Genomic DNA, 23,125 nt, shown 5'->3' with positions numbered 1-23,125 from the left:
GGCCACTATGAAGAAACGACACTACATCCCCTTGACGATTTCAGTTGTACTGCTGGCCGGCCTGGCAGGCACTGTGTACCTATCAGATCGCGATCTATTCGTTGAGGATGCCGACGAAGCAAAGTCTGCCGTTGCCGCAGAATTTCTTGCTCAGCCTGATCTGTTCGATTTTGATTCGGCGTCTGCTCGGCTGGCGGCGAGTCGCATGGAGGGGGGGTATGGCGTTTGCGCTTCCGGAGTTGAAATCACTGCTGAGCAGTACGTTGAGCTCGCCGAGACAACTGCCAAGTACGCTGCCACTCCTGGAGTGAAGTTGGCTCTGAATAAGGCCCTCCAGGATGGCAGCATCAGCGACTGTGACTACCGGGTGCTTTTGACCCTAACGTCAGCCCTCAAAAAAGAGGGACAGAAACCGGCTATTGCAACCAACTCATGACCGCTTCCTGGCCCCACTTCGCCTTCCATTCTTTGATCTGGCCGTTATTGATGCTCTTAACGGTCACAACCTCGCCGGTGTGCGGGTTCTTGAATGTTTTTTCAGCGCGCACGCGGCGAGCCGGTGCCTGCTTCTCTTCGGTGCCGAAGATTTTGATGATGTCCTTAAGGGACCGCCCGTATTCACCCATCAGCCCGGTCAACTTGGCGTGGAACTCCGCTTCTTTTTTGAAGCTTTCAGAAGACATCAGCTTCTCTCGCTTCGAATTCAACTCACTGATCTGTTCATCGATTAGCTGCAATTCATGCAGTAGGGACATGATTAACTCCAGTAGCGACTATGAGTAGTTCAGATATGCAAATGGGATTTCCATCGCTGGCTGAAGATACTGACTTCAATAGTGGTGCTCAACAGCGCCGTGTAACAAAATCTCCAGTTGCTGCGCCGCGCAATAAGGCGCCTGACCAAGTAAAGCTCCCGCTCACGGAGATGTTTGAAAACTACCTATTGAGCGAGTCGGTACTGGCCGGCTACGGGAACTTGGTTGCCATCTATGATCTCCTTCCAAGATTCTATGGTTGGAAGAAGCGTACCGACTTTGGCGATGGTCTATGCACTGAGTTCACAGGGAGCATCAAAGGGAACCTATTCCACGTACAGATGACCGCCGCGGCGATCCAGAAGCGCATTAGGATCAAGGACGATTCTCATGGACAGCCTCTTGAGGAAGCCCAGGAAATCATTCCGATATCGACGCGCACGCGCACTGAAACGGTTTTGATGTATCCAGGAATGCGCGAGGAACTCGTTGAGGATGCTCTTCGAAAGTTTTCCGTTATCGGCAACGGCTTCGTTGATGGCAGCCAGCTAAGAGTTAGGTTCACGATCCGTGACCTAATGCAGGAGCTGGCCAGGAATGGCCATACGTATTCGTGCAACGAGATTAAAGAAGCCCTCGAAATTCTCAACAAGGCCCACCTGGCCATTAAGTATCAAGTTGACGGGGGTGTAATTGAGGAATCCTCAACGTACCTCCCCCACCTGTCTTTTGCGCATAAGCGCAAAGTTGTGGACGGCAATGACGTGTGTATTGCTCAACTCCACCCTCTAATCGTCGGTGGTATTCGGACCAACAGCTTCCGCATGTACTCATATGACACGTCGATGGCGGTCTCTTCCTCGCTTGCGCGCTACCTCCATAAGTACCTCAGCTTCAACTGGCTCAATGCTTCGCCCGATCACCCGTACACGCTTGGTCTGGTCGAGATCATGTCTGCGACCAGTCGAGGCCTACAGCCCCGCATGAATGACAACACCAGGTTCATGGAAAAGGCCCTTCAAGAGCTGATCGACAATGGGGCTCTTACCTCCTATGAGAAAGAAACCATTCAGGCACCCAAGTCGAAGCGGATTGTCGATGCACGCTACAAGGTGTGGCCGACGAATGAATTCGTCAGCGTGATCATCAAAGGGCACCATCAGGCAAAGGCCGGGGATGCCAAGAAGCAGCGCGCAGTGCTGACCAAGGGCAGCTCTCTCAGCCGCAGCAGCGGGCCTCGCGCAGCCATCACCTCCTGACTCAAAGCTCCCCTGAGCATTCTCCTATCCCTGGGGCGAGGCAATCTCGCCCCTCTCTCGCCGCCACCCCCAACAGCCAACTCACCGAACGCCAGCCGGCTGGCCGTCTTCGCTTGCCCGCCCATGCGATAAGGCCTCAAGTTCATGTGAGGTTTCGTCCGCAATGTGCTGACAACACTGCCTCCCCATAGAAGGTTTTGACCGCAATTACGCACAGGGCAGTGGATCAGGACAGACCACGCAATGGGAGGTTTTGCCCGCAATTGGCCGTAATCCTCGGCACCCTCATGGAAGGTTTTGACCGCAATTACGGCTTTGGGTGGTAGATAGCCTCACAGTGGTTATGTGAGGTTTCGCCCGCAATTGGCCGGACTCCCCTCACCTTATGGAAGGTTTTGACCGCAATTTAGAGGCTGGGAACTGGATCTGTGCAGACATCTTCATGCGAGGTATTGCCCGCAATTCCACGGAGACGACGCCATTTCATGGAAGGTTTTGATCGCAATTGGTGAGCCTTCGCTGGTAATGCCGAAGGCTCCCGGTTTCGTGTACGTCCCCTGGCCCAGCTCTCTCGATGGAAGGTTTTCACCGCATTCCTATAGAGGTAATGCCCGCTATCGTCGGTTATCCACAGATGGGGCTCGATCACCGGTGCTGACTGGAGCAGTTTCATGGAAGGAGATCATCGCTTTTCACAAACCTCATGGGAGGTAATCGCCGTCATTCCTGATGGCGATGGAAGGTATTGCCCGTTATGGGCCACCTATTGCGGACCACTGCCTGCGCCCATGGAAGGACTAGCCCGTTATTCTATGGAGGTAATGACCGCAAAAGAGTGTCTTTTTCACTTTGCTTTCAGACACTTAGCCCGGCTTCCTTTGCTCTTCCTTCTTCCTTAGTTTTTCCTAGCGGTATCTGTTGGCACGGGCCTGACACTGTTTCGATATCAACCGTCCAGGCTGGTATTGCTTGGTTGATGAATTTGCTTCTTGAAGGGGGACTGACAGTGGATCAACTGCTCGAACGGGCTCAAACCTGGGTGCGTGACTCGAAGCCAGACGCTGAAGAGGTTTTGCTCGCTCACAACAACCTAGCCAAACGTGTTCTTCGCGGAGCTGTACAGCATGAGGAATCGCACGCTGTTCTTGAGTTCTTGGCGGAAACCTTCATCGAGGCTGATGGGGACATGATGCTGCTGATGAGCGTAGAGCCAGAACTCGCTGAACCGGCCGCACTGGCTGTTGCTGCTTTCGACGCAGCGCCATTGGTCGCATACGACGATCAGGCCGGCTCGACAATGCTCACCGGTGACGAAAAGCGAAATGCATTCGACAAGCTGAAGTCGATGCTGGGAGTCCGTGATGTCGCTGCTGTCGGAAACTAAGACCTGGCTGTCAACGGAAAAGCCGGATCGCGAAGAAATCCTTCTCACGATCGACAACCTCTCCCATGAGTATGGGAGGGCATCTCCTGAGCGACGAGCTGAACTCAACAAGTGCATTGCTTTGCTCTGCGGCAAAGCTGGGCTTGATAGAGCATCGGTCAATCTGGAAGGCGATTCACCAGCACCGACACAAATGGAGCTCGATGCTTCCCCGCTGGGAGAATGCGGATTTCGGTGAACGTGACCGAGCGTTTCGCTAATACGTGACCGGTGCTTCCACCCCGGTTGCGCGGGTTCTGGATTGTAATCGCATCGGTCACGATGCGGCTTGTTCCTCGGCTTTTTTTCGGCGCAGCGACTCGCCTTTCATCGTCAGTCGGTAGGCGTTGTGCACCAGGCGGTCGAGGATGGCATCGGCCAGGGTCGGGTCGTTGATCCAGCCGTGCCAGTGCTCGATGGGCAGTTGGCTCGTCAGGATGGTGGAGCGGCTGCCAGCGCGGTCGTCGATCACCTCCAGCAGGTCATGCCGGGCTCCTTCCTCCAGCGGGGCTAGCGCCCAGTCGTCCAGCACCAGGACGTCGACCTTTGCCAGCTGTTGCAGGGTACGGCCGAAGCTGCCGTCGCCATGAGCGATGCGCAGTTGTTCCAGCAGGCGCGGGGTGCGCAGGTACAGGGTGCTATAGCCCTGGCGGCAGGCCTGGTTGCCCAGGGCGCAGGCCAGCCAGGTTTTGCCGGCACCGGTCGGGCCGGTCAGCAGCAGGTTGTGCTGCTGGCGGATCCAGTCGCCACTGGCCAGGGTGGCGATCAGACGCTCGTCCAGGGCGCGTCCGGTGCGGCGGTCGAGATCTTCCAGGCAGGCGTTGGCGTACTTGAGCTTGGCCTTCTTGCGCAGCCGTACCAGGCGCTGGTTGTCACGCCAGGCCAGTTCGCGGTCGAGCAGTAGGCCGAGGCGTTCATCGAAGCTCAGGCTGTGGCTGGCCGGCAGCGTCCATTGCTCTTCCAGGGCGCGGGCCATGCCGTCCAGGCGTAGCTGGTGCAGTTGATTCAGGGTGTGTTGCGGCATCATCGAACAGCTCCTGTTGCGGGGGTTGGTAGTAGTCGGCGCCACGGACGTTCTCGTGGTCGCCGGGTAAGGTCGTTTCGGCGGCACGCTGGGGCAGCGGCTGTTGATCCAGGCCTTGCTGGAGCAGGTTGCGCACGCTGCGCCCGGTGAAGGCGCGCAGGTGTACGGCACGTTCGGCAGCGGCTTCCAGGCGTGCATTGCCATAGCGCCGGGCCAGCGAGAGCAGGCCGAGGCAGGCGCGGTAGCCCATCTCCGGGTGCGGCTTGTGGGTCAGTTGGTGATCGATCAGTTGGCGCGTGTAGGGGCCGATCCGCGCGCCCCAGTCGAGCAGGCGTTGTGGCGTCCATTCGCGATGCGCCTGGTGCGCCGCGGGCATGTGCTCGCGCTGGGTACTGTAAGCGCCGCGTCGCCCCAGCAGCAGGTGGCTGGCCACCCGCCGGTTGCCATGCAGCACTTCCAGGGTGTGTGCCGTCAGTCGCACGTCCACGTTCTGCCGGGCCAGGGCGGAGGGCACGCTGTAGAAGCTGCCATTGACCTCGATGTGGTAGTCGATGCTGACCTTGCAGCGCTTGAAGGTGGCGACCTCGTAGGGATGCACCGGCAGCGCTCGCAAGGCCGGGCGATCCAGGCGCTCGAACCAGTCGCGCCGGCAGCCATCGAGCCGCTTGAACGGGCGCCGATTCAGATCCTCCAGCAGCTCGGCGATGGCCTGGTTAAGCGCATGCAGGCTGAAGAACTGCCGATGGCGCAGCCGCGCCATGATCCAGCGCTCGACCACCTGCACCGCCACCTCGGCCTTGGCCTTGTCCTGAGGCTTGCGTGGCCGTGCCGGCAGGATCACCGTCTGGTAATGACGCGCGCACTCCAGCGTGGCCCGGTTCAGGCCCGGCTCGTAGCGATCCGGCTGGGCGACCAGGGCGCGCGGATTGTCCGGCACAACCATTTCCGGCACGCCGCCAAAGTAGGTCAGAGCCTGGCCCAGCGAGGTCAGCCAGTCCACCTGGGTTTCGCCTGGCGTCGCGCAGGCATAGGTGTAATTCGAGGCGCCCAGGGCGGCGACGAAGATGTGCGCCCGGCGCACTTCGCCGGTGGCCGGGTCGACCACCGGCAGCGTCGGCCCGGCATAGTCGATGAATAGCTTCTCGCCCGCACGGTGCAGCTGACGCATCGAACGTTTGAGCGTCTGGGCGTAGCGCCGGTAGTGCTCGACGAACTGGGTGTAGCGGTAGGTCGGCTGGCCCGCATGCGCGGCGAGATATTCCTCCCACAGCAGCTGCAAGGTCACGCCCTTGCGTCGCAACTCGCGGTGGATGCTCAGCACATCGGGCAGCACTCGCTCACCGCGCGGCTTGTTCGTCGACGTCGGTGCAAACAAGGCGGCCGCCAGCGCGGCCTCGTCCATGGCCACCAGCGCCGGCCAGTCCAGCCCGGCCACCCGCGCCGCCGCGATGTACTTGCTAACCACGCCCTTGGACAGCTGCAAGGCACGGGCAATCTTCTCGTGGGACAAGCCGGCCTCAAACTTGAGGCGCAGACATTCTTTGATGTTTCGCATGGCTACTCGCGGCGCCGCCATCTTCCTCTCCCGAAATCGGTCGAGGATGGCGGCGCATCAGGTCATGCGCAACGAAGGGGAAGGCTTTCGCTAAGTCGTGACCGGCGATTTCGGTAAGCCGTGACCACCTGTTTCGGAACAGGCGGAAAATCGGTCACGTTGCTACCGAAATGAGCGGTCACGCGTTAGCGAAATGACCGGTCACGATCAACCGAAACGGCCGGTCACGGTGCTCCGAAATCCGCAGGGAGAACCGGCTTCTGAGTCATGTGAGGTATTGCCCGCAGCTGCAAAGGCGAGGATTTTTGCCGAGCTGAAGGATCGCCTGGCAAGGCCGTTTTAGGAGCGATCGCGCCCCTTTAGCCTTTCCGCTGGCAGGCTTGGCACGTAGGCCGAATCCACATAGATCTCTGCGTCGAACATCCGAACGACATCTTGGATTTCCGGGTCACGCAAGAGGTCGGCTAAAGGGGGGCAGTTGGCATTGATCTCGTGCCATGCCCTCTGCTTCATGGCTTTTGACAGACCGGATATCCGCGCCCACTTGTTTTCGTCTTCGACGATTGGGATCGCTTCCGTATCTGTCCAGTGTCTAATCGCTTGTTCGTCCACGAACCACCTCATGTCGTGTGCACATCATTCCCTGAAGAGGGTCGATGTCAAACGAAGGCGGGGTTTCGAAGATCACCCGTGTTTCACGCATGTCATTTGGCTGGCCGTGGCCCCCGTGCTCGTTAGAATCGGGAAATCTATGGGGGGTCTATGACAGTTGCGGCTCTAATCTACACATGCCCTGAAGCGGCATTCTCCGCCTACATGGCCCTGGAGGGGCTATGTGAGGCTGTTGTGATCCTTCAGCCAGGAAGTCATCCCGAGCAAAGCGTTCAAGCAGATGTGGTCTTCGTTGATGCCGCTGCGTTGAGTGCTCCTGGTGTAAGCCCGCTGTTGGGATGCTTCCCCCACGAAAATACCCGTTGGTGCGTTCTTACCTCTCCAGAGCGCCCCATGGTGTCAGTCGGCAACATGCCTACCAATAACTTCGCCACTGAATGCGGGCCTCTAACTTCAAGCATGGCGAGCAGTTACCTGTCTGCTCATAGCCAGAGCCAGCTGCCGTGATCCACCTACTCTCCATCCAATCACAATCACCCAGGAATATCCAAATCATGCGGAAAATGCTCTCCCCTATCGCCCTGGCTGTTCTCGTAACAACCGGCTGTGCCCAGAAGCCTGTCGTTGACTCGTACAGCTATGAGTCGCAAGTCCACTCGGGCACTGTCTTCGTTCACGACCTGTCCTACGGCGACAGTGACAAGTGCCCGAAGAAGTGGCGTGAAGCTGAGCAGGTTTTCAAGCATGGTCTTCCGCCGATGCTGGGGATGACGCTGAAGCTCAAGGTCGTTGCCCCTGATGCAAATGGCGTCGAACGTGAACTGCCGCTGCTGGTCAGCTCCGGCAATGGCAACCTCGTTTCGCTCAAGGACTATCAGGTCGATAAGGGCCTCGTGGTGAACTCCGAGGTCAACGGAGCTGTTGAACAGGGTGACTTGTTCACTTACCCGGAAGGCTACTTCATCCGTGCAGCCAAGCCTGAAGTCGACTCCAACGAGTTCAGCCTCTGCCTCGGCATTGATCGCATGCAGAAGTCGACCGAGACCGATGGCGGTGCTCCTGCCCTCGATCTTGATCGCCTGAATGTCCTCTTTGAGGCTGAGCGTGGCGAAGAAAAGACCTACGTGTTTGGCCGCAACTCGGACATCAAAGTTCGGGTTTCTGTCACTCCGAAATGACCATCCAGATCCTCTGCGAGCGAACGGCTGGGGCAGCTTTGAGTTGCCCCCTGTCGCAAGAAACAACTCAAGAGCTTGCGGGCTACATCGTTGGCTTCTATGAGTCGCTTTTTGCTGGTGCTGACCCCAGGTATCCAAGTTCAAAGCCTGAGTTCGTCTATCAAGTCCTCCGGGATGGCTATGCGCTCGCAGAGGTTCCCATCGACATGACATCTGAGGCATACGTCCTCAGCGATCAGATAGCACCGGCGCAAGACATCCAGGCGCTACACGAGCGTTTTCACGACAAGTTTGCCTGGAAGCTAATAACAACCACGTTTACCCAAATGGCCTGAGGTGTGTATGCGAGTAATTTTTGGCCTTTGCTTGAGTGCATTTGCACTGATGGCGAATGCTGCAACCATCGACGTATCTGTGATTGAGGGCAACCACGCGCCGCAAAAGTTTACCTTCGCCCTGAGCGACAGCCGCGAACATGTCGACCTGCGTAGCGACAACAGCTACACCGCGGCATTTCGAGATCCAGCCACCAAGAAGGACATTTGCCGCGACGGCGTGTTCCGCACTGGGCTACTTCTGACTCTTCGCCCCATTGAGGCGGCCGAGAAAAATGAAGCTCCACTGGAGATCGTCGGCATGGTGACCAATCTCAAGGGCCTGGTGCCGGGTGAGGCCCTATCTTGCGGGACGAACCATACGCCTGACCTGGAGACCACTGACTTCAGTGATACCGTGGTGCTCAAGAAAAACCGCACCAAATTTATCGTGATTGACACGAAGTACACCGTGCTCTTGACGCTGCGCTAGTTCCTGCCAATGGCCGGGGGGGGGTGATTGAATGTGGCAATACCTGAGAATCGATCACCTTCCCCCTGGCGCTCGCTGCACCTTCTGTGGCCGTGAGCTGCGCCGGGGTAAGGGCATCATCGTTGCTGACAGTTCCGGGCAAGAGCATTTCTCCGGCCCGGCCTGCGCCAAGGAGCATGTTGGCGAAGCTGAAGAGCGGATTCTGGACATCTCCCGCATCGCCCTCTGCGTTGTCGTCAAATCGAAGAAGGTCAAGTCGAAGGCTGCTGTACCTCCGGCGAGTTCGGTGCCGAACGTCGGCAACGAAAAACCTTCAACACCTCCCCTGCCTCCGCTCAACAAAGTCGAGACCTACGTTCGCCTGCGATGCGAGATGATGCCCGACTTCAAGCTTCACGCCTCCGCTGTGCTCAAGGAAGCGTTTGAGGTGCTCGAACGTGACGGGAAACTCCCTGAGCACTTGCTCCAGAGGATCAGCGGACTCATGCGGAATGCGGATCGGGATAACTCGATCTTCTCGGATGCCAACGTCCGTCGCTGCGTGGCTGTCCAATACTGGATATCCGTTGCCCTCGATCACACCAGGGAAGGCCGTCAAGATTTCCTGCGGGGGATTCAATCGGCACTCCATAGTCGGTGGTTGCTCACTCAGTCCCAAATATCGGGGCTGAACAGTTGGGGGCAAAAGCTGCGCTCTGAAGTGGATGACTTCCCCTTGCTGATGACGGATGCCTTTGACGGGGTGACCGTTCCTGACTTCATGCTGGGCAAGCGCAGCGTCAAGTAGATTATTCGGAGTGCCTCTGCTGGCACGCATCGGGATCGGTGAACCTGTGTCCAATTCAACACAGGAGCAATCCCACAATGACTGCCGCTACTACTGCTGTAGGTAACACTGAACTTCGTTTGCTGGTTGCCAAGCGCATTCGTCGCAACCCCGGCATCGACCCGCGCATCAGCCGCAATGCCACCAAATACAACTCGATTAAAGAGAGCATCGCGCAGCATGGCGTGCAGCAGGCAATCCTGGTGCGCCCGGTGTCGGGTGACGCGGAGCATGACTTCGAGGTTGTAGCTGGCAACACGCGCCACGCCGCAACCCTCGAAATCGGCGTGGAGCTTATCCCTGCCATGATTCGCCAAATGACCGATGCAGAGGCCCGAGTAGCTGCTGCTATCGAGAATATGCAGCGTGCCGATCTCACCCCGGTAGAAGAAGCCAAGCACGCGCAGATCGTTCTGGCGGATATGGGCAATGACCACGAAGCGGTGTGCAAGGCTTTGGACTGGTCGCGCACCAAGCTGAACAGCCGAATCCTCCTGTCCCACTGCAATGAGGACGTTGCAGAGGCGCTGGTGCAAGACCGCATCAAGATCGGCCACGCCGAACTGCTGGCCGGTGTCGCTCAGGATAAACAGTCGAGCATTCTGGAAAAGATCATCGAGCGCGGCATGTCTGTTATTGAGGCCCGTGACCGCCTCTTTGCTCTGAGCCGCGACCTCACCAAGGCCAAGTTCGATACCGCTGACTGCCAGAACTGCCCGAACAACTCGGCCACCAGTCGTGATCTGTTCGATACCTCGCTGGAAGGCTCGATGTGCCAGAACGCTTCCTGCTGGGATACGAAGGCCGCAGCCTTGATCGAGGTGAAGCTGATCGAAGCGCAGAATGAGTTCGGCGTGGTGCATACCGATCTGACCCTCCCGGCTGGTGCGTATGTGGCCCTTCAAGCGCAAGGTGCTGATGGCGTTGGCAGTGAGCAGATCAGTGCCTGCGTGGGCTGTGCGAACTATGGTGCGACGGTATCTACGGTGATCGGCAACGAAGGCGCTATCACTGGAGGGCTGTGCTTCAACAAGGAGTGCAACGCCGAGAAGAAAGCCGCATACAAGGAAAAGCTGGCGGCTGTTGCTGCTGCCTCCAAGGCGGAAACTGCTCCCCAGGAAAAGACCTCCGGTGCCGCCTCTTCGCAAGCAGCTCCTGCCGCACAAGCTCCGAAAGGTGCTTCTGCTGAAAAGCCGGATGCAGGGAAGGCTCAGGCTGCCGTGATGCGTAAAGGCATGCGCCGTCAGGCATTCACCCTCTACTCGGCAATGGGCATGCAAGCGGTCAAGCAGACCCCCACCTTGGGTCTGGCAATCGCCATCGTGAGCCTCTACTTCGACCTGCGGAAAGATGTGCCTGACGAGCTTGTGAAGCGATTCGATACCCAGCTTGGGGTTAAAAAACACCTGACCGCCGAGAATCGCAGTCAGATCGAGGTTGAACTGGCCAAGCGTTCGGTCGATGACCTGACCCTGCTGCTCCATAAGATGGCCAGTTGCACCGTCTACCGCCGAGACCTGTCTGACCAGTTCGAGAAGTCGGTGTCTGGCAGCCAGAGCCTTGCCTTCATCGAGTTTGCCGATCTGAACCCTAAGGGCTTTTTCAAAATGACTGCCGACTACCTCAAGACCCTGGTCAAGGCAGGTGTTGTCGAGGAATTGAAGCGTTCCGGCTTTGAAGCCAAGTACAAGGCTGAAAAGGGCGACAAGGCGTTCACTCAGCTCTGCGGCATGAAAAGCGACGAACTCATTACCGCTGTCATGGCCTTCACCGAGTTCGACTGGACTGGTTACGTCCCGGCTGCGCTGGAAATTTCCGCGCAGAAGTCTGCTGGCACGGCCAACTTGGCTTGAAACTGACCCCACTTCAAAAGGAGCAACAAGTTATGAGCAGTTCGATTTTTCAGTTGGTGTCGAATGCCTTCGCACAGACCACCAGCAAAGTCAGTTTCGAGATTCATGGTCAGGGCAACGGCAACGTCAAGGTCGTGCTGACGGCCAAGCTCGGGCCGGTGTCCGATAAGGCCAGCAAGGAGGAAAAAGCCCTCCACGCAGCAGTGGCCACCCCGCTGGTTGTCGTTGGCACCCCCGGCGACGTTGAGTCTGCCCTGCTCTCCCGGCTCGATGGGTTTGTGGAGCAGGTAAACATCGGTTCCGTCGCCCTGGAGCAGGTGCGCGAACTGGCAAGCAAGGCGGTGGCTGCTGCCACCAGCAAAGCGGCCAGCGCCCCCGCGAAATCGGCACAGAAAGCTCCGGTGGTTGATGAACCAGATGGTAGCGATGAAGAAGAGGGTGACGAGCCGGATGCGGTAGTGCCCCCAACCCCCGCCCCGGCTAATTCGCCTGTGCTCAAATCTTTCGACGACTTCTAAGGGGGCGTTATGACTGCTGTTGTTCTCACGCTGGCCCGAGTGTTCCGTTATGACGGCATTGATCTGCCTGACCCCGACCCGACCGCCAGTCCCGAAGAAGTCCTCGCCCACTACTCCCAGCAGTACCCCCGCCTCGCTGGCGGCAAGGTGATCGACCCCGTGGTCGAGGGTGACAAGCTGGTCTACGAGATGCGTGCGGGAGGCTTCGGTGACAAAGGCTGACGAAGCCCTCGCCGCACTGGAGCAATGGGCTGGCACTGGCCAGCCCTCTGCTCAAGCCAGCGAGCAGGAAGATCAGATTGAGCCCCTCACTACCGTCCAGAAGAATCAGCTATGGCAATTGTTGAGTTCGCCCGAAAAGCCCGCAGCTATCAGTTCCCAAGTGCCCCGCTAACAGCACTGAGCCTGCCCTGCATTGATGAAGCAATGCAGGAGGCCCATCGCACGCTGTTTGAGCGCAACTATGGGTATCTGGTGGAGCCGAAGCAACATGCGCGGTTCTGCCTGGACAGTTACCGTGCAGGCTTCCTGAGCGATAGCGATATCGCCAAATTTGGGCAGAGCCAGCGTCCGTTCTACCTGCACCAGATGACTCAGAAGGCTGTGGGCAGCATCGGTCAGCGATTCTCTATCGAGGGCGACGGTCTTTTTCAGGACAGGCTTCGCCTGGAAACCGTACTCACGAAGCGCGAGGTTGATAAGACTCTCACTGCCGAAGTTGCGCTTGGACTCGTAGCCGCAGGATTGCTCAAAGCAGATGACCTGCACCACTGGGTGTCTCAGGGCGCATACACCGCACCGCTGGTGGCTGAGGCGTGCTCAGAGGCATTGAAGTCGCTCTGCGCCGACATGAACCAGAGCGCGTACTTCACAGGCAATGAGCTGACTGTCGAGACTTACGAGCCCGTCTATTTCGATTTCAGTCTGGATGACGTTCCGCTCGACGAATTGCATGAGTTCTCTGTGTTGATGCAGAAAACTTTCGATGCGATCAGTGAGTTCATTTTCCCTCTGCACACACCGGCCTCGACCATCGGGAAAAACGCCTACTTCTGCGTTCCGGTCGATGATGCTGTTTCAGGCATGGAGTCTGTAACCAGCGATCTGAGCGTTGAAGGCATCAAGAAGTTCTTACAAGCCACTCCCACTCACCGCTGGCCCTTTGACCATGAGGTATTGGGTGTGTGCGAGGAAGATGATGGCGAAATTGACGAAGAGTCTCTTGATCGACTCGCTCTGTTGATCGCGCAGGGCGTAACAGCCAGGAATGACTACTCGTACACCCTCCAAGGCGATTCCGAAGAGGAAAAGATCGCAGAGGTGAAGGCTCTGCTGGGTCAGGCGCAAGAGCTATCGACCAGCACCAAGGTGACCGCAGCCGCTTATGCGGTTCTTGTTGAGCTGCTAAGTCTGGCGCTGGAGTACGGCGAGCAACCTACCTCGCACCTGCCGGAGTCGGGCGATACTGAGTGCGAAGGCTTCGGTTTCTTCGAGACAATCATGATTCGCATGGATGAATCGAGACTGTCTGGGCCGTACGGGGAGGCTTACAGCTACATTGATGCCGAGGTTAATGGGTGCGGTGTTCAGCCCCTCGTTTTCGAGTGTGACCGGGACGTTGTGGCACGCTCTCTGGTGCCGACAATAGTGGCCATGAAGCGGGTTTTCTCGCTACTCCAATCGCTGTCATCCACTGTTGAGGCTCTATCTCAATGATTAACGCTCAGACCTCCAGCATCGCAATGCTGGTTCACCAGCACTGCGAAACCAAGAACGTCGATATCACCACCCATCCCATCCTGCCGGTTGATGGCGGCCAGTTCACTCTGGGTGCTGGTCGCGCTATGACTCTCGCTGACAAGGATGCTCTGATCGCCATCCTTCTCAATGAGCAGCCTGAGCCTGAGTTCCTCGATGACTCGCTGCTCGTTTGTTCACGCTCGACCATTGTCTGGTATCGCAAGCCAGCCATCGTGGACATTCCGTTCCACGATGGCGTGGTCAAAGCTCCGATTCCGGGTCTGATCTTCATCGCGATGGCGGGCGAGAACCTGCGCTGCTTCGCCTTTAAGGGGCGCTCCCGCCCGACGCCTGAAACCCGTCTGTTCTACGCCCCATTCGGCAACGTCTACTCAGGCGGCACCTTCTGCACCGGCAATGCCCACGTTCCCGCGACCATCTTGCGGTCGAACATTCCGGCCTGGGAGAACTTCGTGCTGGGGGCAACCAACACCCATGCAGGCACTATTCACCCCGTGACCGAGGTGGATTCGATTGGTGCTCTGATGGGCTTCTACCAGTCCCTTGTAGCAGCCGGTAAGCAGCAGTTCCCCTCTGATCGTATGGTTTCCTACCGTACGCACAAGACCTATCAGCACCCTCATGGTGTCCACATCACGCTGGGCATGGTGCTCGGGGGAGCTGTGGAATGAGCGCCGTCCCCCTCATTAAGCAGAAGGTCGAGTTCAAACAACCCAAGTCCTGGCATGGCCGGGAGGTGCGGGTTGTCGTCATCGGTGCGGGCGGTAACGGTTCTGAGGTCATCGACTCTCTCGCGGCCTTCCACCACGCCATGATCTGCCTCGGCAGGTCTGGCGGCCTGCATGTGACGGTGATCGACGACTCCAAGGTTCGGGAGCCGAACCTAGTTCGCCAAAGGTTCTGGCCGTGCGACCTCGGGCAGTACAAGTCGGTTGTTCTGGCCAACCGCTACAACCTCCAGCTCGGCTTGTCCTGGGAAGGACTCCCATGCCGGTTCCCCTCTGTCGAAACCGAGGCGGCCATGAGCAAGGCGGACATTGTGATCTCGGCAGTCGATCTGCCTTCTGCCCGAGTTGCCATTGCCGACTACAAGGGAAGGCTCAAGCGTGATGCCATGTGGCTAGACCTTGGAAATGGCCATCGACACGGGCAAGCGGTCTTTGGTGCGCTGGCCCCGGCCATGAGGGCTGAATACCCCTGCGTCCTCGATGTGTATCCCGAGGTTCGTCATCTGCAAGATGACACGCGCAAGTCGTGTTCTACCGCAGAGGCACTCGCCAGTCAGGACTGCTTGGTAAATCGCACTATCACAACGGCAGGTTTGAGTGCCCTATGGGAAGTCTTGCGCTATGGTGCGACCGATAAGCACTGGATTGTGATCGACCTGAAAACAGGTATGCAGTCCGCCCACAGCTTCCCGCCGATCTAAGAATCGAACAGCCCCATCTGGCCGTTCAGTACGGGGCTGCCTTGCCCCGGCTGGCCTGCCAGGATGGCAAGGGCGTTGGTGATGTGGCCTTCGCGGGCAAACTTACGAACACAGCATGGGCAGATTTGCATCGCGTACAGGTTGGCGGTGTCTGCAAGGTCGAGGTGGCCGTGCGGCTCATGGCCGTGCAGCAGCGCCCCGCAGAGAGTCAGCTTCCGTTTGGATCTGAATTTCGGGCGCGAATGGTGAAGGTGTACTTCCCCTGCAACAAGGATCAGTGATGTCTTGCCATTGGGAGCAAATGTGAGTTGATTCGCCTGCTGCATCGACGACTAATTCTGCTGGTTTTTCGTGAGTATAACCCCCGAGCTTCGGGGTGGAAGCCAATGTGGGTGTCACAGAACCCCGTCCAGCATGACCGGAGCACTTTTGCATGAACCTGCACTTCTTTGATGTCCTCACTGCCGGTAAATCTCCAGCAGAAGGACAGGTGCTGCGCTTCCACGCGATCAACTACAGCGATGATGAAACGGTCAGCCAGCGGATGCTCTCCGTCCGCATGAGGGATGATGTTTACGTCCCCGCCAAGGACATTGACGCAACGCCTCTGGCGCTGATGGAGCTTGGCCAGGGGATATCGGAGTGTGAGTTCTCACGCGCCGTTGCGCCGGTATTCGAGTCGCCTGACACTCTGCACATCGGCATAGGCACGACATCAAAGCTCGAACCGTTCGTGCGTCACGCCCTCTATCGCAACCTGATACCCGCGCGGCTCTCCAGCAGCTCAGGTGGCAGGCATCTCGACCTGGACACTCTCTTTCGGGCTATCGCCATCCTGCGGCCCCAAGAGATGCCGGAGCCTTTCACTGCCGACCTCTCTTTGCTGAGTCGCCAATTTCGATCCTCAATGTGGGATGCGAATTGGGACTTGGATAATCGGGCGCTCAGGGTCAAGGAGCTTTTGGGTGCGGCCCAGGAGCGCTCGCCAAAGCTGATCGAGCACTGCATCGCCAGGTCATCCAGCTCAGCGATCAAGGACGCCCTTGGGCTCGACGCCGGAGAGGTGTCCGACCTTTCCTCCGTGGTGCCCTCAATCGTGATTCATCCAAGCATCATCACGCAGAGCGGCTACGGGCTTCTCTACCCGCTCGCCATCGATGTCACCTACCCGGACATTGCCTACATGGCCGACCTGGAGTGTGATCTCTCGGCCTTGGTTGACGACTCGGATGCAGGGCTCGAATCGCTACTACGCAAAGCCAGGGGGGACGGACTGCCTATCGTGAGGGTACCGCTCTCTCGGATTCCCTTTGTGGCCCCGCTCGGTGCCATTCGGCCTGATGACGCTAGGCGGCACAAGATCAATCTCGGTTTCGTCAAAGACAACATCGCCCGACTCAGAGCTGCAACTGGCCTGGCCGCCCGGCTGCGAGACGAGCCTATCCTCGAACTCTCTCCGCAACTCGCTGATGTTGACCACCGAATGTGGGCGGGGGATTTCTCCCGACATGACATGGAGGTGATGCGAGCCTTGCATGAAGAAGGTTTTGACCGCTGGATCGATATCGCGGCCGGCGCGCACGACCTTCGAGTCATGGATCTGGCTGTCCGGGTGCTCGCAAGAGAAGCTCCGAACCTGTTGCCGGAAGGGCAACGTGAGGGCTGGCGTGCTCATGTTGCGGCGAGACTGAATTCCACGACCCCAGGTTCGCTGGCGCAGGAGTTACAAGCATTTCAAAATGCGTCCTCAGAGTATCCCTCTGCTCCTGGTATCAGCTTCTTGCTCAGGCGCATTTCGGGGATAGCAGTTCGTGAATAGGATGCGCCCGTGGAAACTTTCGACCCGTACCAACCGCTTCCCTTCAAGGCTTATGGCTTGTTCGATGGGGTTCAAGTCGAGCAAGAAACTTGCGCGTCACTGATGCACTACGTCGAAGCTGAGAAGTTCCTTGGCGTCGACGAGCAGTACCGGAGATTCATTCTCTCCATCCAGGAGAAAGAAGACTTCATGCTCGAAACTGCCGGGGTTTCACAGGCCCGGCGTCGGCAAGACTGGTTCGACGTTCGCGAGCGGCTCATCAGAGCTGGGGCGTGGATGCAGCTGGTGCAGAACAAAGACGAGCTGTGTGATCGTCTTCTGGCAGGCGAGCTTGTCTGCAACCTCGGCCCTATCAACGATGCGATGGCCTCTATCAGGGAAAGACTGCTGAGTGATGATCCGCTCAGAAAAGTGCTCATCACCGGCGCGGTTGACTTCACTGACCAGGCCGCAGTCTTCGCGATGCTGGATTCGATCTTCGCCAGGAGACAGGCAGACGAGATCATCGTCACTGCCGAACTCGGCGTCGGTCGAATTGCTGCTCGATACGCTCACCAGCACTACATTCCGATTCGCGTAGTGGGCGACACCACGGAGAGTGATGAATCAGTGTTGGAGCTGGTGCTGACGCATGCCAGCCATGTCTTTGTTGCCACGCACCACGGACAGTCTTCGCCCTTTGCTGACACCTGCTTCGAGGCCGCAGCGGAGGCGGGCAAGTTCGCCCACAAAGTCCAACTTGAGTTGCTATGCGCCTAGCAGCATTGCTTTGTATCAGCGCGCTTGCCGCAGGCTGTGCGGTAAAGCGTGAAGAGCCCCAATGGCTGAAAGAGGTCAGCAAGGTTGAGTGCTCGGCAAGCGTGACACCCGAATGCATCAGCGTTCTGTCAAAGCAGCTCCTGGAGCAGTCAGAGCACTCCCCTTTCGCTTGGAGGGGAACCCTTTTCTTCGTTGCCGCATCTGAACTGCGAAATGTCCCGTGGCAGGCTCCGGCCGCATTTGAAGGTGCGGAGCGGAACGCCCTGTCAGCTTATGCGGATGCGATAAAGCAGATTCGCACAGGCACCCTTGATAAAGCGCTCCAGGCAGCCCTCAAGCTCGATGATCCAGAAGCAAAGTCCTTGGCCCTGTATTTCATCAGCATCAAGGGGTTGAGCCAGAACAGCGGAACGACAACTCCAGCCCTAGAAGAACTGGCGCGTATCGACCAAGACCTCTACAGAATGGCGATGACTTCACGATTGGAGTCGCTGCTCCATGCAGGCGACCTGGAAAGGGCTTATGCGCTGAGGAAGTACATCGTCCGGACAGCCAGCATGTCAGATCCGAATCTCGGGCCTGACCTGAATGACGTTGCCTTGGTGTACGCCCGAACAGGCATGCTCGCCGATCTGGGTGACTGGGTTCAGCGCCTCCCTGAGAAGATCGTCGACCTCAAGGTCGGTGACGAGGAAAAGCTGAGAACGGCAATGGTCAATGCTTCCCTCGGGAAGCCGCCCGGTGTGGCCGAGCTTGGCTCGATCAAGCGGCAGGAGACTCGCTTTACCGCTTATTTGGAACTCGCCAGGCTGTATCGCTTGCTGGGTAACGGCATCTATGAGAAGAAGGCGATTCAGGATGCGGCGCTCTATGGCCAGATGGCGTCTATGACCCTGGATCGGGCCATCGTGGTTGAGTACCTGAGCCTGATGCTTGTCGAGTCCAAGGCTCTCTGACATACCCACAGAAGCTGTGGATAAGTATGTGGAAAAGCTTGGCGCATTCCTCTCCCCTCCCCCCCTTGTCAGTGCCTTCAGCGAATTGGCTAAAATTTGAGCACCGCTGATTGATGGCGTCTACTGGCACGCGCCGCATGCCCTGAAACTGCTGACCATCTACTTAGGAAAGGTGGCCAGCAATGAAATTCAGCATCAACGCCTCTGTCTTCGCTTCTGTCCTGAAACAGTGTGCCCGTGTTGCATCCCGCAAGGGAGGTACCGCTGAAACCCACGTCCTTATTGGGGTTGAGGCTAATGAGCTGACTCTGATCGCGCAGAATGGCAGTCAGCAAATCATCCGCCGCGTCCGTACGTCCAGCCTGGTTGTTGAAGCTCAGGGGCATATCTGCGCGGCTGCTCAGAAGATGGAGCAGATCGTCTCGGCCATGCCCGGTGATCGAGATGTCAAGGTGTCCTTGAGCGACGAAAAGCTGGTTATTACGTGCGCTCGCTCACGCTTCAGCCTCGCCACGATGAATGTGGATAGTTTTCCGCTCATTAAGGTTTCCACCCCCGTTGCTGAGTTCAAAGTCAATGCAGCGAACCTACGCGACTCGGGGAAATCGGTGGCTGTGTGCTGTGCGCGGGAAGATGTTCGCCAATACCTCAACGGCATGCTGCTGGATGTCCGCGAGGGCACTCTTTACCTGGCTGCCAGTGACGGCCACCGCATGGGTGTATGCCGGATTGAAGGCGTTACCGGCAGCGACTCCCAGGCAATCATTCCCGTCGCGTCTGTTGATGATTTCCTGACCTTCACAACCGAGAGCGAGGCCTGCATCCGTCTCTATCCGAACCTCGCGGTCGTGGTATCGGACGCTGGTGAGTTCTACACGAAGCTGCTGGAGGGCAAATACCCGGACTACCAGCGGCTGCTCAAGAAGCCATCCAGCCCAAGCACTTTGAAAGCGAACCGCCCCGCCCTTCTCGCATCTGCTCAGCGGGTAGCGCTGATGGCCGATCAGCGAAGCTTCGGCATCAAGTTCAATCTCGGCCGCGAGATCACCTTGACCACCGCCGCTTCCGATATCGAGGGGAACGCTGCCTCTGAAGTCATCGAAGGGCAGTACATCGGCAGCGACATGGAAGTTGGTTTTTCCGCCCGTTACCTGACGGACATTCTAAAGACGGTCACCGCGGAAGAAGTGGAGATTGTTTTTGATGGGGCAACTGGTGGCACGCATCTGTCGCCAACAGACTGTGCTCAACAGTCGTTCGTACTGATGCCAATGCGTATCTAAGAAGGTAACCAAAATGTCCATTGCAGTGACCAGAACATCGAAGCGTAAGGTTCAGCTTGGCACTATTGCTGAGGCTGGTTTTGACATGCCTCCGCTGCCGGCCATGCCCGTTGATCCGGGGCATGGAGCGATCCTCTCCACCGAGGATCAGCATGCGCTCGGCTATCGCATCATGATCAGCCAGATTGGCCTCATGACCGCCATGTGCGCCCACACTGATGTGGTGTCGATGCTCCTGGCTGACGTGAAGGAAGTTTTGAGTAGCGGCGCTCCCGTGGGCCAGGCTTTGGCGTTGATCAAGGTCGGCTCCAAGTGGGTGCGCGCTGAAAGCATCCCGACCGATGAGTTCAAGGCGCTGGCGCTGCGCAAGATCAAGTCCATCGAGGAAGCACTTGCTGAGATTGCAGAATGCGAGAACGCGGTGAGCGATCTGTTCTCGATGGCCCTGCGTGATGAGCTTGCATCTCGGATGGCCGAAATCCTGCCGTACGACAAAATCCTCTTCAAAGCGGCTGACTGCTTCCGGGCACAGTGCCGCGATCTGGAAGTTGAGTGCCGCAAGCTTGTTGGCTTCCTGAGTTCTGAGCTGAAGCTACCGCGTCCTAAGGTCAAGGCGATGATCGGTGAGGCATGGGTCTCGGCCGGGCTGATCTCGACCGTAAACACCAGTGTTTATGAGGTGGCCCTTTACCCCGCCAAGGCCAAGAAGGCGCTCCGTGACAACCTGCTGAGCCATCAGCGTGCGATCCAGGAGATCGTTCGCCAGTCCTCTTCGTCTGCTGGCGACCTTCTCGCAGCCTGGTCGGCGTTCAATGCACAGGATCGCATCCTGAAGGGATCTGTCTCGCTGATGTATGAGCGTAACCGTTCCTTGGTCGAGGCCCTGGTAAAGCAATACCGCCATGTGGGTGATGAGTCCCAGATTCGTTCCGCCGGCGACATGGGCCTGCTGCGCGCGATCTACCGCTTCGCTCCCGAGATGGGCTACCGGTTCTCGACTATCGGTACCCAGTGGATCAAGCAGATGATTGTGCGCGAGCTCCAGCAGCAGGACCTGATTCGCCTCCCAGAAGGAAGCCAGGCCAACCTCTTCGCTATTCGAGCTGTGTTGAGCGAAAACCCCAACGCCTCGAAGGCGGAGATTGCTCAAATCACAGGTCTGAAGCCTGACGATGTTGCCAACCTGCTCTACTTCGTTGGCGGCACCGGTGGCATCTCTCTCGATGCCACGTTCCAGGATGCTGGATCTTCTGAGACCGAAGGCCTCCATGAAGTCCTCGCCGACAGCAACTCGCAGTTCGAGACCCACGTCGACGAAGAGGATTCAGCCGCATTTGTTGAGCGAGCTCTCAAGGAAACGCTCACTGGCCGCCACCTCGATATCGTCTGTGCGCAGTTCGGGATCGGCATGCCGGAGCAGAGCCTGAAGGAGATTGGCGCTCGACTGGGGATGAGCATGGAGCGTGTGCGCCAGGTGCGCGAAGAAGCCATCGTAAAACTGAAGTCCTCGAAATACTTCGACGACCTGATGACTCTGTGGGGTTGAGCTATGTCGCTGCCAATCGTTGGAACCGAAATGGAAATCTATGGTGTCCTGGGCGCTTTCATCTCTGCTGACATCTCAGCGTCGGGTGAAATTACGTTCACTGTCAGGGTTACCGAGGGTAATGCCAAAGTCATCGGGGCTCGCGCTGAGGCTGCTGGTGGATCTGCTGTGCACCTGAGCCCAACGATTCTTCAGGTCCCGGCCGTTGCTTGCATGAGCAAGTACCTGACCAACAGCATGGAGTCTGAAGGCTACCTGAAAGCTGAGATGTCTCAGTCGCTGCATAGCCTTCAGAGACTGCTTGCTCGGCGAATGAGGATGTCGGCCTGATTGCGCTGGCGGGGAGATGCATTGGGGTCGTTCAGGGCCAGCTCGGCAAATTCAACCATGCCCTCTAAGTCGCCGATGAAACCTAGTTTCTCGGCGATATTCAGCTGCTCTCTCACATGCTCTGAGTCCGGCACTACATCCTGACTTATCGCTTCAGCGACCACTTCTTCAGGCGAATCGTGGCTCTCGATATCCGGGCCCAGCTCTTCGCGCGCATAAGGCTCTCCATCCTCAAACTTTGGAGCCAGAACGATCTTCAACGCTGGCGAAACCAGAGCCTCGGCAGGCTCTTGTTCGTCATGGCTGGCTACGCTTGCCGGAGACGATGCATGCGAGTTCATCTTGTAAATCCAGGCGACAGCACCTGCGATAGCAAGCAGTCCGAAGCCTACAGCACTTAAATCCACGCGCACTCCTTAAAGCATTTATCGATGTCGCATGTTATGGCACGCGCGCCCTCACGGGAGAATTGGTGCCATCTGAACAAGGAGTCTGCCATGCCTAATCAATCCGAGTTGGAAATCATCCAGGTCCCTGTGAATCTGAATGGATCGCTTTCTGTTCGCGTGCCAAAGAACATGCACCGAGCAGAGGTTGAACGTCTTGCCATTGAACGCTTCAGCGCGACAATCGCAAAGCCATTCCATATCGGTGAAAACGCTGAATCTCACGCTCGCTTTGAGGGTGAGGCCTGGGGCGAGGTCGGGAACGCCAAGGTTGGGAATCTGGAGTTCGAAGTGCGGCACGATTCTAAGACTGGCGTTTCAGGGGCAATGGTCGCTCTTGCGCCTGCGCCGGGCAGCTTTGGAGCATCCTCTCTTCGGGCTCGTGTAACCGCCTATGTGTCCAGCAATGCTGTCTTTGTCACCGCGCGCTCCCCGCAGAACGATGACGAAAAGGTAATGGTGGCCATCCAGATCGTTGAAGGAGAGCTCACGGCATTCCTCATGGACCCCGAGAGCGCCAACGCAGAAGGCGAATCCAACTCTTCCGACGTGTACATGCGCTATCCAAACCTGGTCAGCCGGGTGAATTGATCCGCGAGAATGGACACCTCTGGCCCGTTATTAGTCATCAGCACTGATGCAGTGCAACCAGTAACGGGCAGAGGGCCGCATGGATTTCACACGCCGCAAATTTATGAAAATGACTGCCGCTGGGGCGGCGGCCATGTCTTTAGGGTTTGGGGTTAGAACTCCTGAGGCCCAAGCGTCCGCAGCCAGTATTGCGACTTTCCTGTCGATCGATCCGGTCACGCTGGCCTACAAGATATTTTCTTCCTGCTGCTACTACTGCATGCGGATTTCGGAGCACCGTGACCGGCCGTTTCGGTTGATCGTGACCGGTCATTTCGCTAACGCGTGACCGCTCATTTCGGTAGCAACGTGACCGATTTTCCGCCTGTTCCGAAACAGGTGGTCACGGCTTACCG

Annotated in this window: 27 protein-coding genes; 21 read left to right on the top strand and 6 right to left on the bottom strand. The window is 57.7% G+C overall.

The annotated features are described in order from the left end of the window. Positions 1–7: 7 nt before the first annotated feature. Positions 8–436 (top strand): hypothetical protein, encoded by a 429-nt coding sequence (locus tag BLV47_RS33795; RefSeq protein WP_143038368.1) that lies wholly within the window; start codon positions 8–10, stop codon positions 434–436. On the opposite strand, the gene BLV47_RS33790 is transcribed toward BLV47_RS33795, so the two are convergent. After that, positions 417–755 carry a histone-like nucleoid-structuring protein, MvaT/MvaU family gene (locus BLV47_RS33790; protein WP_092320808.1) on the bottom strand — a complete coding sequence of 113 codons (339 nt, stop codon included), beginning with the start codon at positions 753–755 and terminating at the stop codon, positions 417–419. The two genes, BLV47_RS33795 and BLV47_RS33790, sit on opposite strands and share 20 nt — an antisense overlap. Before the next feature lie 20 nt (positions 756–775). Here BLV47_RS33790 and BLV47_RS33785 point away from each other — a divergent pair, with 20 nt between their 5' ends. From BLV47_RS33785 to BLV47_RS35980, 3 genes are all read left to right on the top strand, one after another. Then, on the top strand, positions 776–2,014 hold the full coding sequence (locus BLV47_RS33785; protein ID WP_143038367.1) for a replication protein: 1,239 nt from the start codon (positions 776–778) through the stop codon (positions 2,012–2,014). A gap of 1,006 nt (positions 2,015–3,020) precedes the next feature. Beyond that, positions 3,021–3,398, top strand: coding sequence for a hypothetical protein (locus BLV47_RS33780; protein WP_143038366.1), 378 nt, complete (start codon positions 3,021–3,023; stop codon positions 3,396–3,398). Beyond that, complete coding sequence (locus tag BLV47_RS35980; protein WP_143038365.1) at positions 3,376–3,636, top strand: hypothetical protein; 261 nt, start codon at positions 3,376–3,378, stop codon at positions 3,634–3,636. Before BLV47_RS33780 ends, BLV47_RS35980 begins: the two co-directional genes overlap by 23 nt. Before the next feature lie 78 nt (positions 3,637–3,714). Here the strand turns inward: BLV47_RS35980 and istB are convergent, their stop codons facing one another. From istB to BLV47_RS33765, 3 genes are all read right to left on the bottom strand, one after another. Further along, positions 3,715–4,464, bottom strand: coding sequence for an IS21-like element IS1474 family helper ATPase IstB (gene istB, locus BLV47_RS33775; protein WP_062838242.1), 750 nt, complete (start codon positions 4,462–4,464; stop codon positions 3,715–3,717). Further along, positions 4,352–6,037 (bottom strand): IS21 family transposase, encoded by a 1,686-nt coding sequence (gene istA / locus BLV47_RS33770; protein WP_062838241.1) that lies wholly within the window; start codon positions 6,035–6,037, stop codon positions 4,352–4,354. Before istA ends, istB begins: the two co-directional genes overlap by 113 nt. A gap of 318 nt (positions 6,038–6,355) precedes the next feature. Beyond that, a complete protein-coding gene (locus tag BLV47_RS33765; RefSeq protein ID WP_244169001.1) occupies positions 6,356–6,628 on the bottom strand; it encodes a hypothetical protein in 273 nt (90 codons plus the stop codon). Between the two features lie 554 nt (positions 6,629–7,182). Here BLV47_RS33765 and BLV47_RS33760 point away from each other — a divergent pair. The 10 genes from BLV47_RS33760 to BLV47_RS33710 all read left to right on the top strand — a co-directional run bounded on the left by BLV47_RS33760 (position 7,183) and on the right by BLV47_RS33710 (position 15,000). Next, the gene (locus BLV47_RS33760; RefSeq protein ID WP_092320804.1) at positions 7,183–7,806 is read left to right on the top strand and encodes a hypothetical protein; all 624 of its coding nucleotides are present in this window, start codon (positions 7,183–7,185) and stop codon (positions 7,804–7,806) included. After that, positions 7,803–8,141 (top strand): hypothetical protein, encoded by a 339-nt coding sequence (locus BLV47_RS33755; protein WP_092320803.1) that lies wholly within the window; start codon positions 7,803–7,805, stop codon positions 8,139–8,141. Before BLV47_RS33760 ends, BLV47_RS33755 begins: the two co-directional genes overlap by 4 nt. 7 nt (positions 8,142–8,148) lie before the next feature. Then, positions 8,149–8,613 carry a hypothetical protein gene (locus tag BLV47_RS33750; RefSeq protein WP_143038364.1) on the top strand — a complete coding sequence of 155 codons (465 nt, stop codon included), beginning with the start codon at positions 8,149–8,151 and terminating at the stop codon, positions 8,611–8,613. Between the two features lie 31 nt (positions 8,614–8,644). After that, positions 8,645–9,400: a hypothetical protein gene (locus tag BLV47_RS33745; protein ID WP_092320801.1), complete on the top strand. Its 756-nt coding sequence runs from the start codon at positions 8,645–8,647 to the stop codon at positions 9,398–9,400. Positions 9,401–9,477: 77 nt separating this feature from the next. Next, complete coding sequence (locus tag BLV47_RS33740) at positions 9,478–11,292, top strand: PRTRC system ParB family protein (RefSeq protein WP_092320800.1); 1,815 nt, start codon at positions 9,478–9,480, stop codon at positions 11,290–11,292. Between the two features lie 32 nt (positions 11,293–11,324). Next, positions 11,325–11,810, top strand: a complete 486-nt coding sequence (locus tag BLV47_RS33735; RefSeq protein ID WP_092320799.1) for a PRTRC system protein E — start codon at positions 11,325–11,327, stop codon at positions 11,808–11,810. Between the two features lie 9 nt (positions 11,811–11,819). After that, a complete protein-coding gene (locus BLV47_RS33730) occupies positions 11,820–12,032 on the top strand; it encodes a PRTRC system protein C (RefSeq protein ID WP_092320798.1) in 213 nt (70 codons plus the stop codon). 111 nt (positions 12,033–12,143) lie between these two features. Then, positions 12,144–13,526 (top strand): hypothetical protein, encoded by a 1,383-nt coding sequence (locus BLV47_RS33720; protein WP_143038363.1) that lies wholly within the window; start codon positions 12,144–12,146, stop codon positions 13,524–13,526. Next, positions 13,523–14,242: a hypothetical protein gene (locus tag BLV47_RS33715; RefSeq protein ID WP_092320795.1), complete on the top strand. Its 720-nt coding sequence runs from the start codon at positions 13,523–13,525 to the stop codon at positions 14,240–14,242. Before BLV47_RS33720 ends, BLV47_RS33715 begins: the two co-directional genes overlap by 4 nt. Beyond that, positions 14,239–15,000, top strand: a complete 762-nt coding sequence (locus BLV47_RS33710) for a PRTRC system ThiF family protein (RefSeq protein ID WP_092320794.1) — start codon at positions 14,239–14,241, stop codon at positions 14,998–15,000. Before BLV47_RS33715 ends, BLV47_RS33710 begins: the two co-directional genes overlap by 4 nt. On the opposite strand, the gene BLV47_RS33705 is transcribed toward BLV47_RS33710, so the two are convergent. Beyond that, positions 14,997–15,326 carry a hypothetical protein gene (locus BLV47_RS33705; protein WP_092320793.1) on the bottom strand — a complete coding sequence of 110 codons (330 nt, stop codon included), beginning with the start codon at positions 15,324–15,326 and terminating at the stop codon, positions 14,997–14,999. The genes BLV47_RS33710 and BLV47_RS33705 overlap by 4 nt on opposite strands. Before the next feature lie 107 nt (positions 15,327–15,433). On the opposite strand from BLV47_RS33705, the gene BLV47_RS33700 reads away from it, so the two are divergent. The 5 genes from BLV47_RS33700 to BLV47_RS33680 all read left to right on the top strand — a co-directional run bounded on the left by BLV47_RS33700 (position 15,434) and on the right by BLV47_RS33680 (position 21,363). Further along, positions 15,434–16,819, top strand: coding sequence for a hypothetical protein (locus BLV47_RS33700; RefSeq protein ID WP_092320792.1), 1,386 nt, complete (start codon positions 15,434–15,436; stop codon positions 16,817–16,819). A 9-nt stretch (positions 16,820–16,828) separates the two neighbouring features. Beyond that, positions 16,829–17,578, top strand: coding sequence for an SLOG family protein (locus BLV47_RS33695; protein WP_092320791.1), 750 nt, complete (start codon positions 16,829–16,831; stop codon positions 17,576–17,578). Beyond that, positions 17,569–18,534 (top strand): hypothetical protein, encoded by a 966-nt coding sequence (locus BLV47_RS33690; RefSeq protein ID WP_092320790.1) that lies wholly within the window; start codon positions 17,569–17,571, stop codon positions 18,532–18,534. Before BLV47_RS33695 ends, BLV47_RS33690 begins: the two co-directional genes overlap by 10 nt. A 182-nt stretch (positions 18,535–18,716) precedes the next feature. Continuing rightward, on the top strand, positions 18,717–19,817 hold the full coding sequence (gene dnaN, locus BLV47_RS33685; protein ID WP_092320789.1) for a DNA polymerase III subunit beta: 1,101 nt from the start codon (positions 18,717–18,719) through the stop codon (positions 19,815–19,817). Between the two features lie 13 nt (positions 19,818–19,830). After that, the gene (locus tag BLV47_RS33680; protein ID WP_092320788.1) at positions 19,831–21,363 is read left to right on the top strand and encodes a sigma-70 family RNA polymerase sigma factor; all 1,533 of its coding nucleotides are present in this window, start codon (positions 19,831–19,833) and stop codon (positions 21,361–21,363) included. A gap of 290 nt (positions 21,364–21,653) precedes the next feature. Here the strand turns inward: BLV47_RS33680 and BLV47_RS33675 are convergent, their stop codons facing one another. Further along, complete coding sequence (locus BLV47_RS33675) at positions 21,654–22,100, bottom strand: hypothetical protein (RefSeq protein ID WP_092320787.1); 447 nt, start codon at positions 22,098–22,100, stop codon at positions 21,654–21,656. 90 nt (positions 22,101–22,190) lie between these two features. Between BLV47_RS33675 and BLV47_RS33670 the strand changes: the two genes are divergently transcribed. Together BLV47_RS33670 and BLV47_RS33665 are read left to right on the top strand one after the other, a co-directional pair. After that, positions 22,191–22,730: a hypothetical protein gene (locus tag BLV47_RS33670; RefSeq protein ID WP_092320786.1), complete on the top strand. Its 540-nt coding sequence runs from the start codon at positions 22,191–22,193 to the stop codon at positions 22,728–22,730. 79 nt (positions 22,731–22,809) lie between these two features. Then, complete coding sequence (locus BLV47_RS33665; protein ID WP_092320785.1) at positions 22,810–23,058, top strand: twin-arginine translocation signal domain-containing protein; 249 nt, start codon at positions 22,810–22,812, stop codon at positions 23,056–23,058. Positions 23,059–23,125: the final 67 nt, after the last annotated feature.

Origin of the sequence: Pseudomonas saponiphila, from assembly GCF_900105185.1 — a bacterium.
In the GTDB taxonomy this organism is placed as follows: domain Bacteria; phylum Pseudomonadota; class Gammaproteobacteria; order Pseudomonadales; family Pseudomonadaceae; genus Aquipseudomonas; species Aquipseudomonas saponiphila.
Note: the sequence above shows the minus strand (reverse complement) of the source record. Positions and strands in the feature narration are given on the sequence as shown.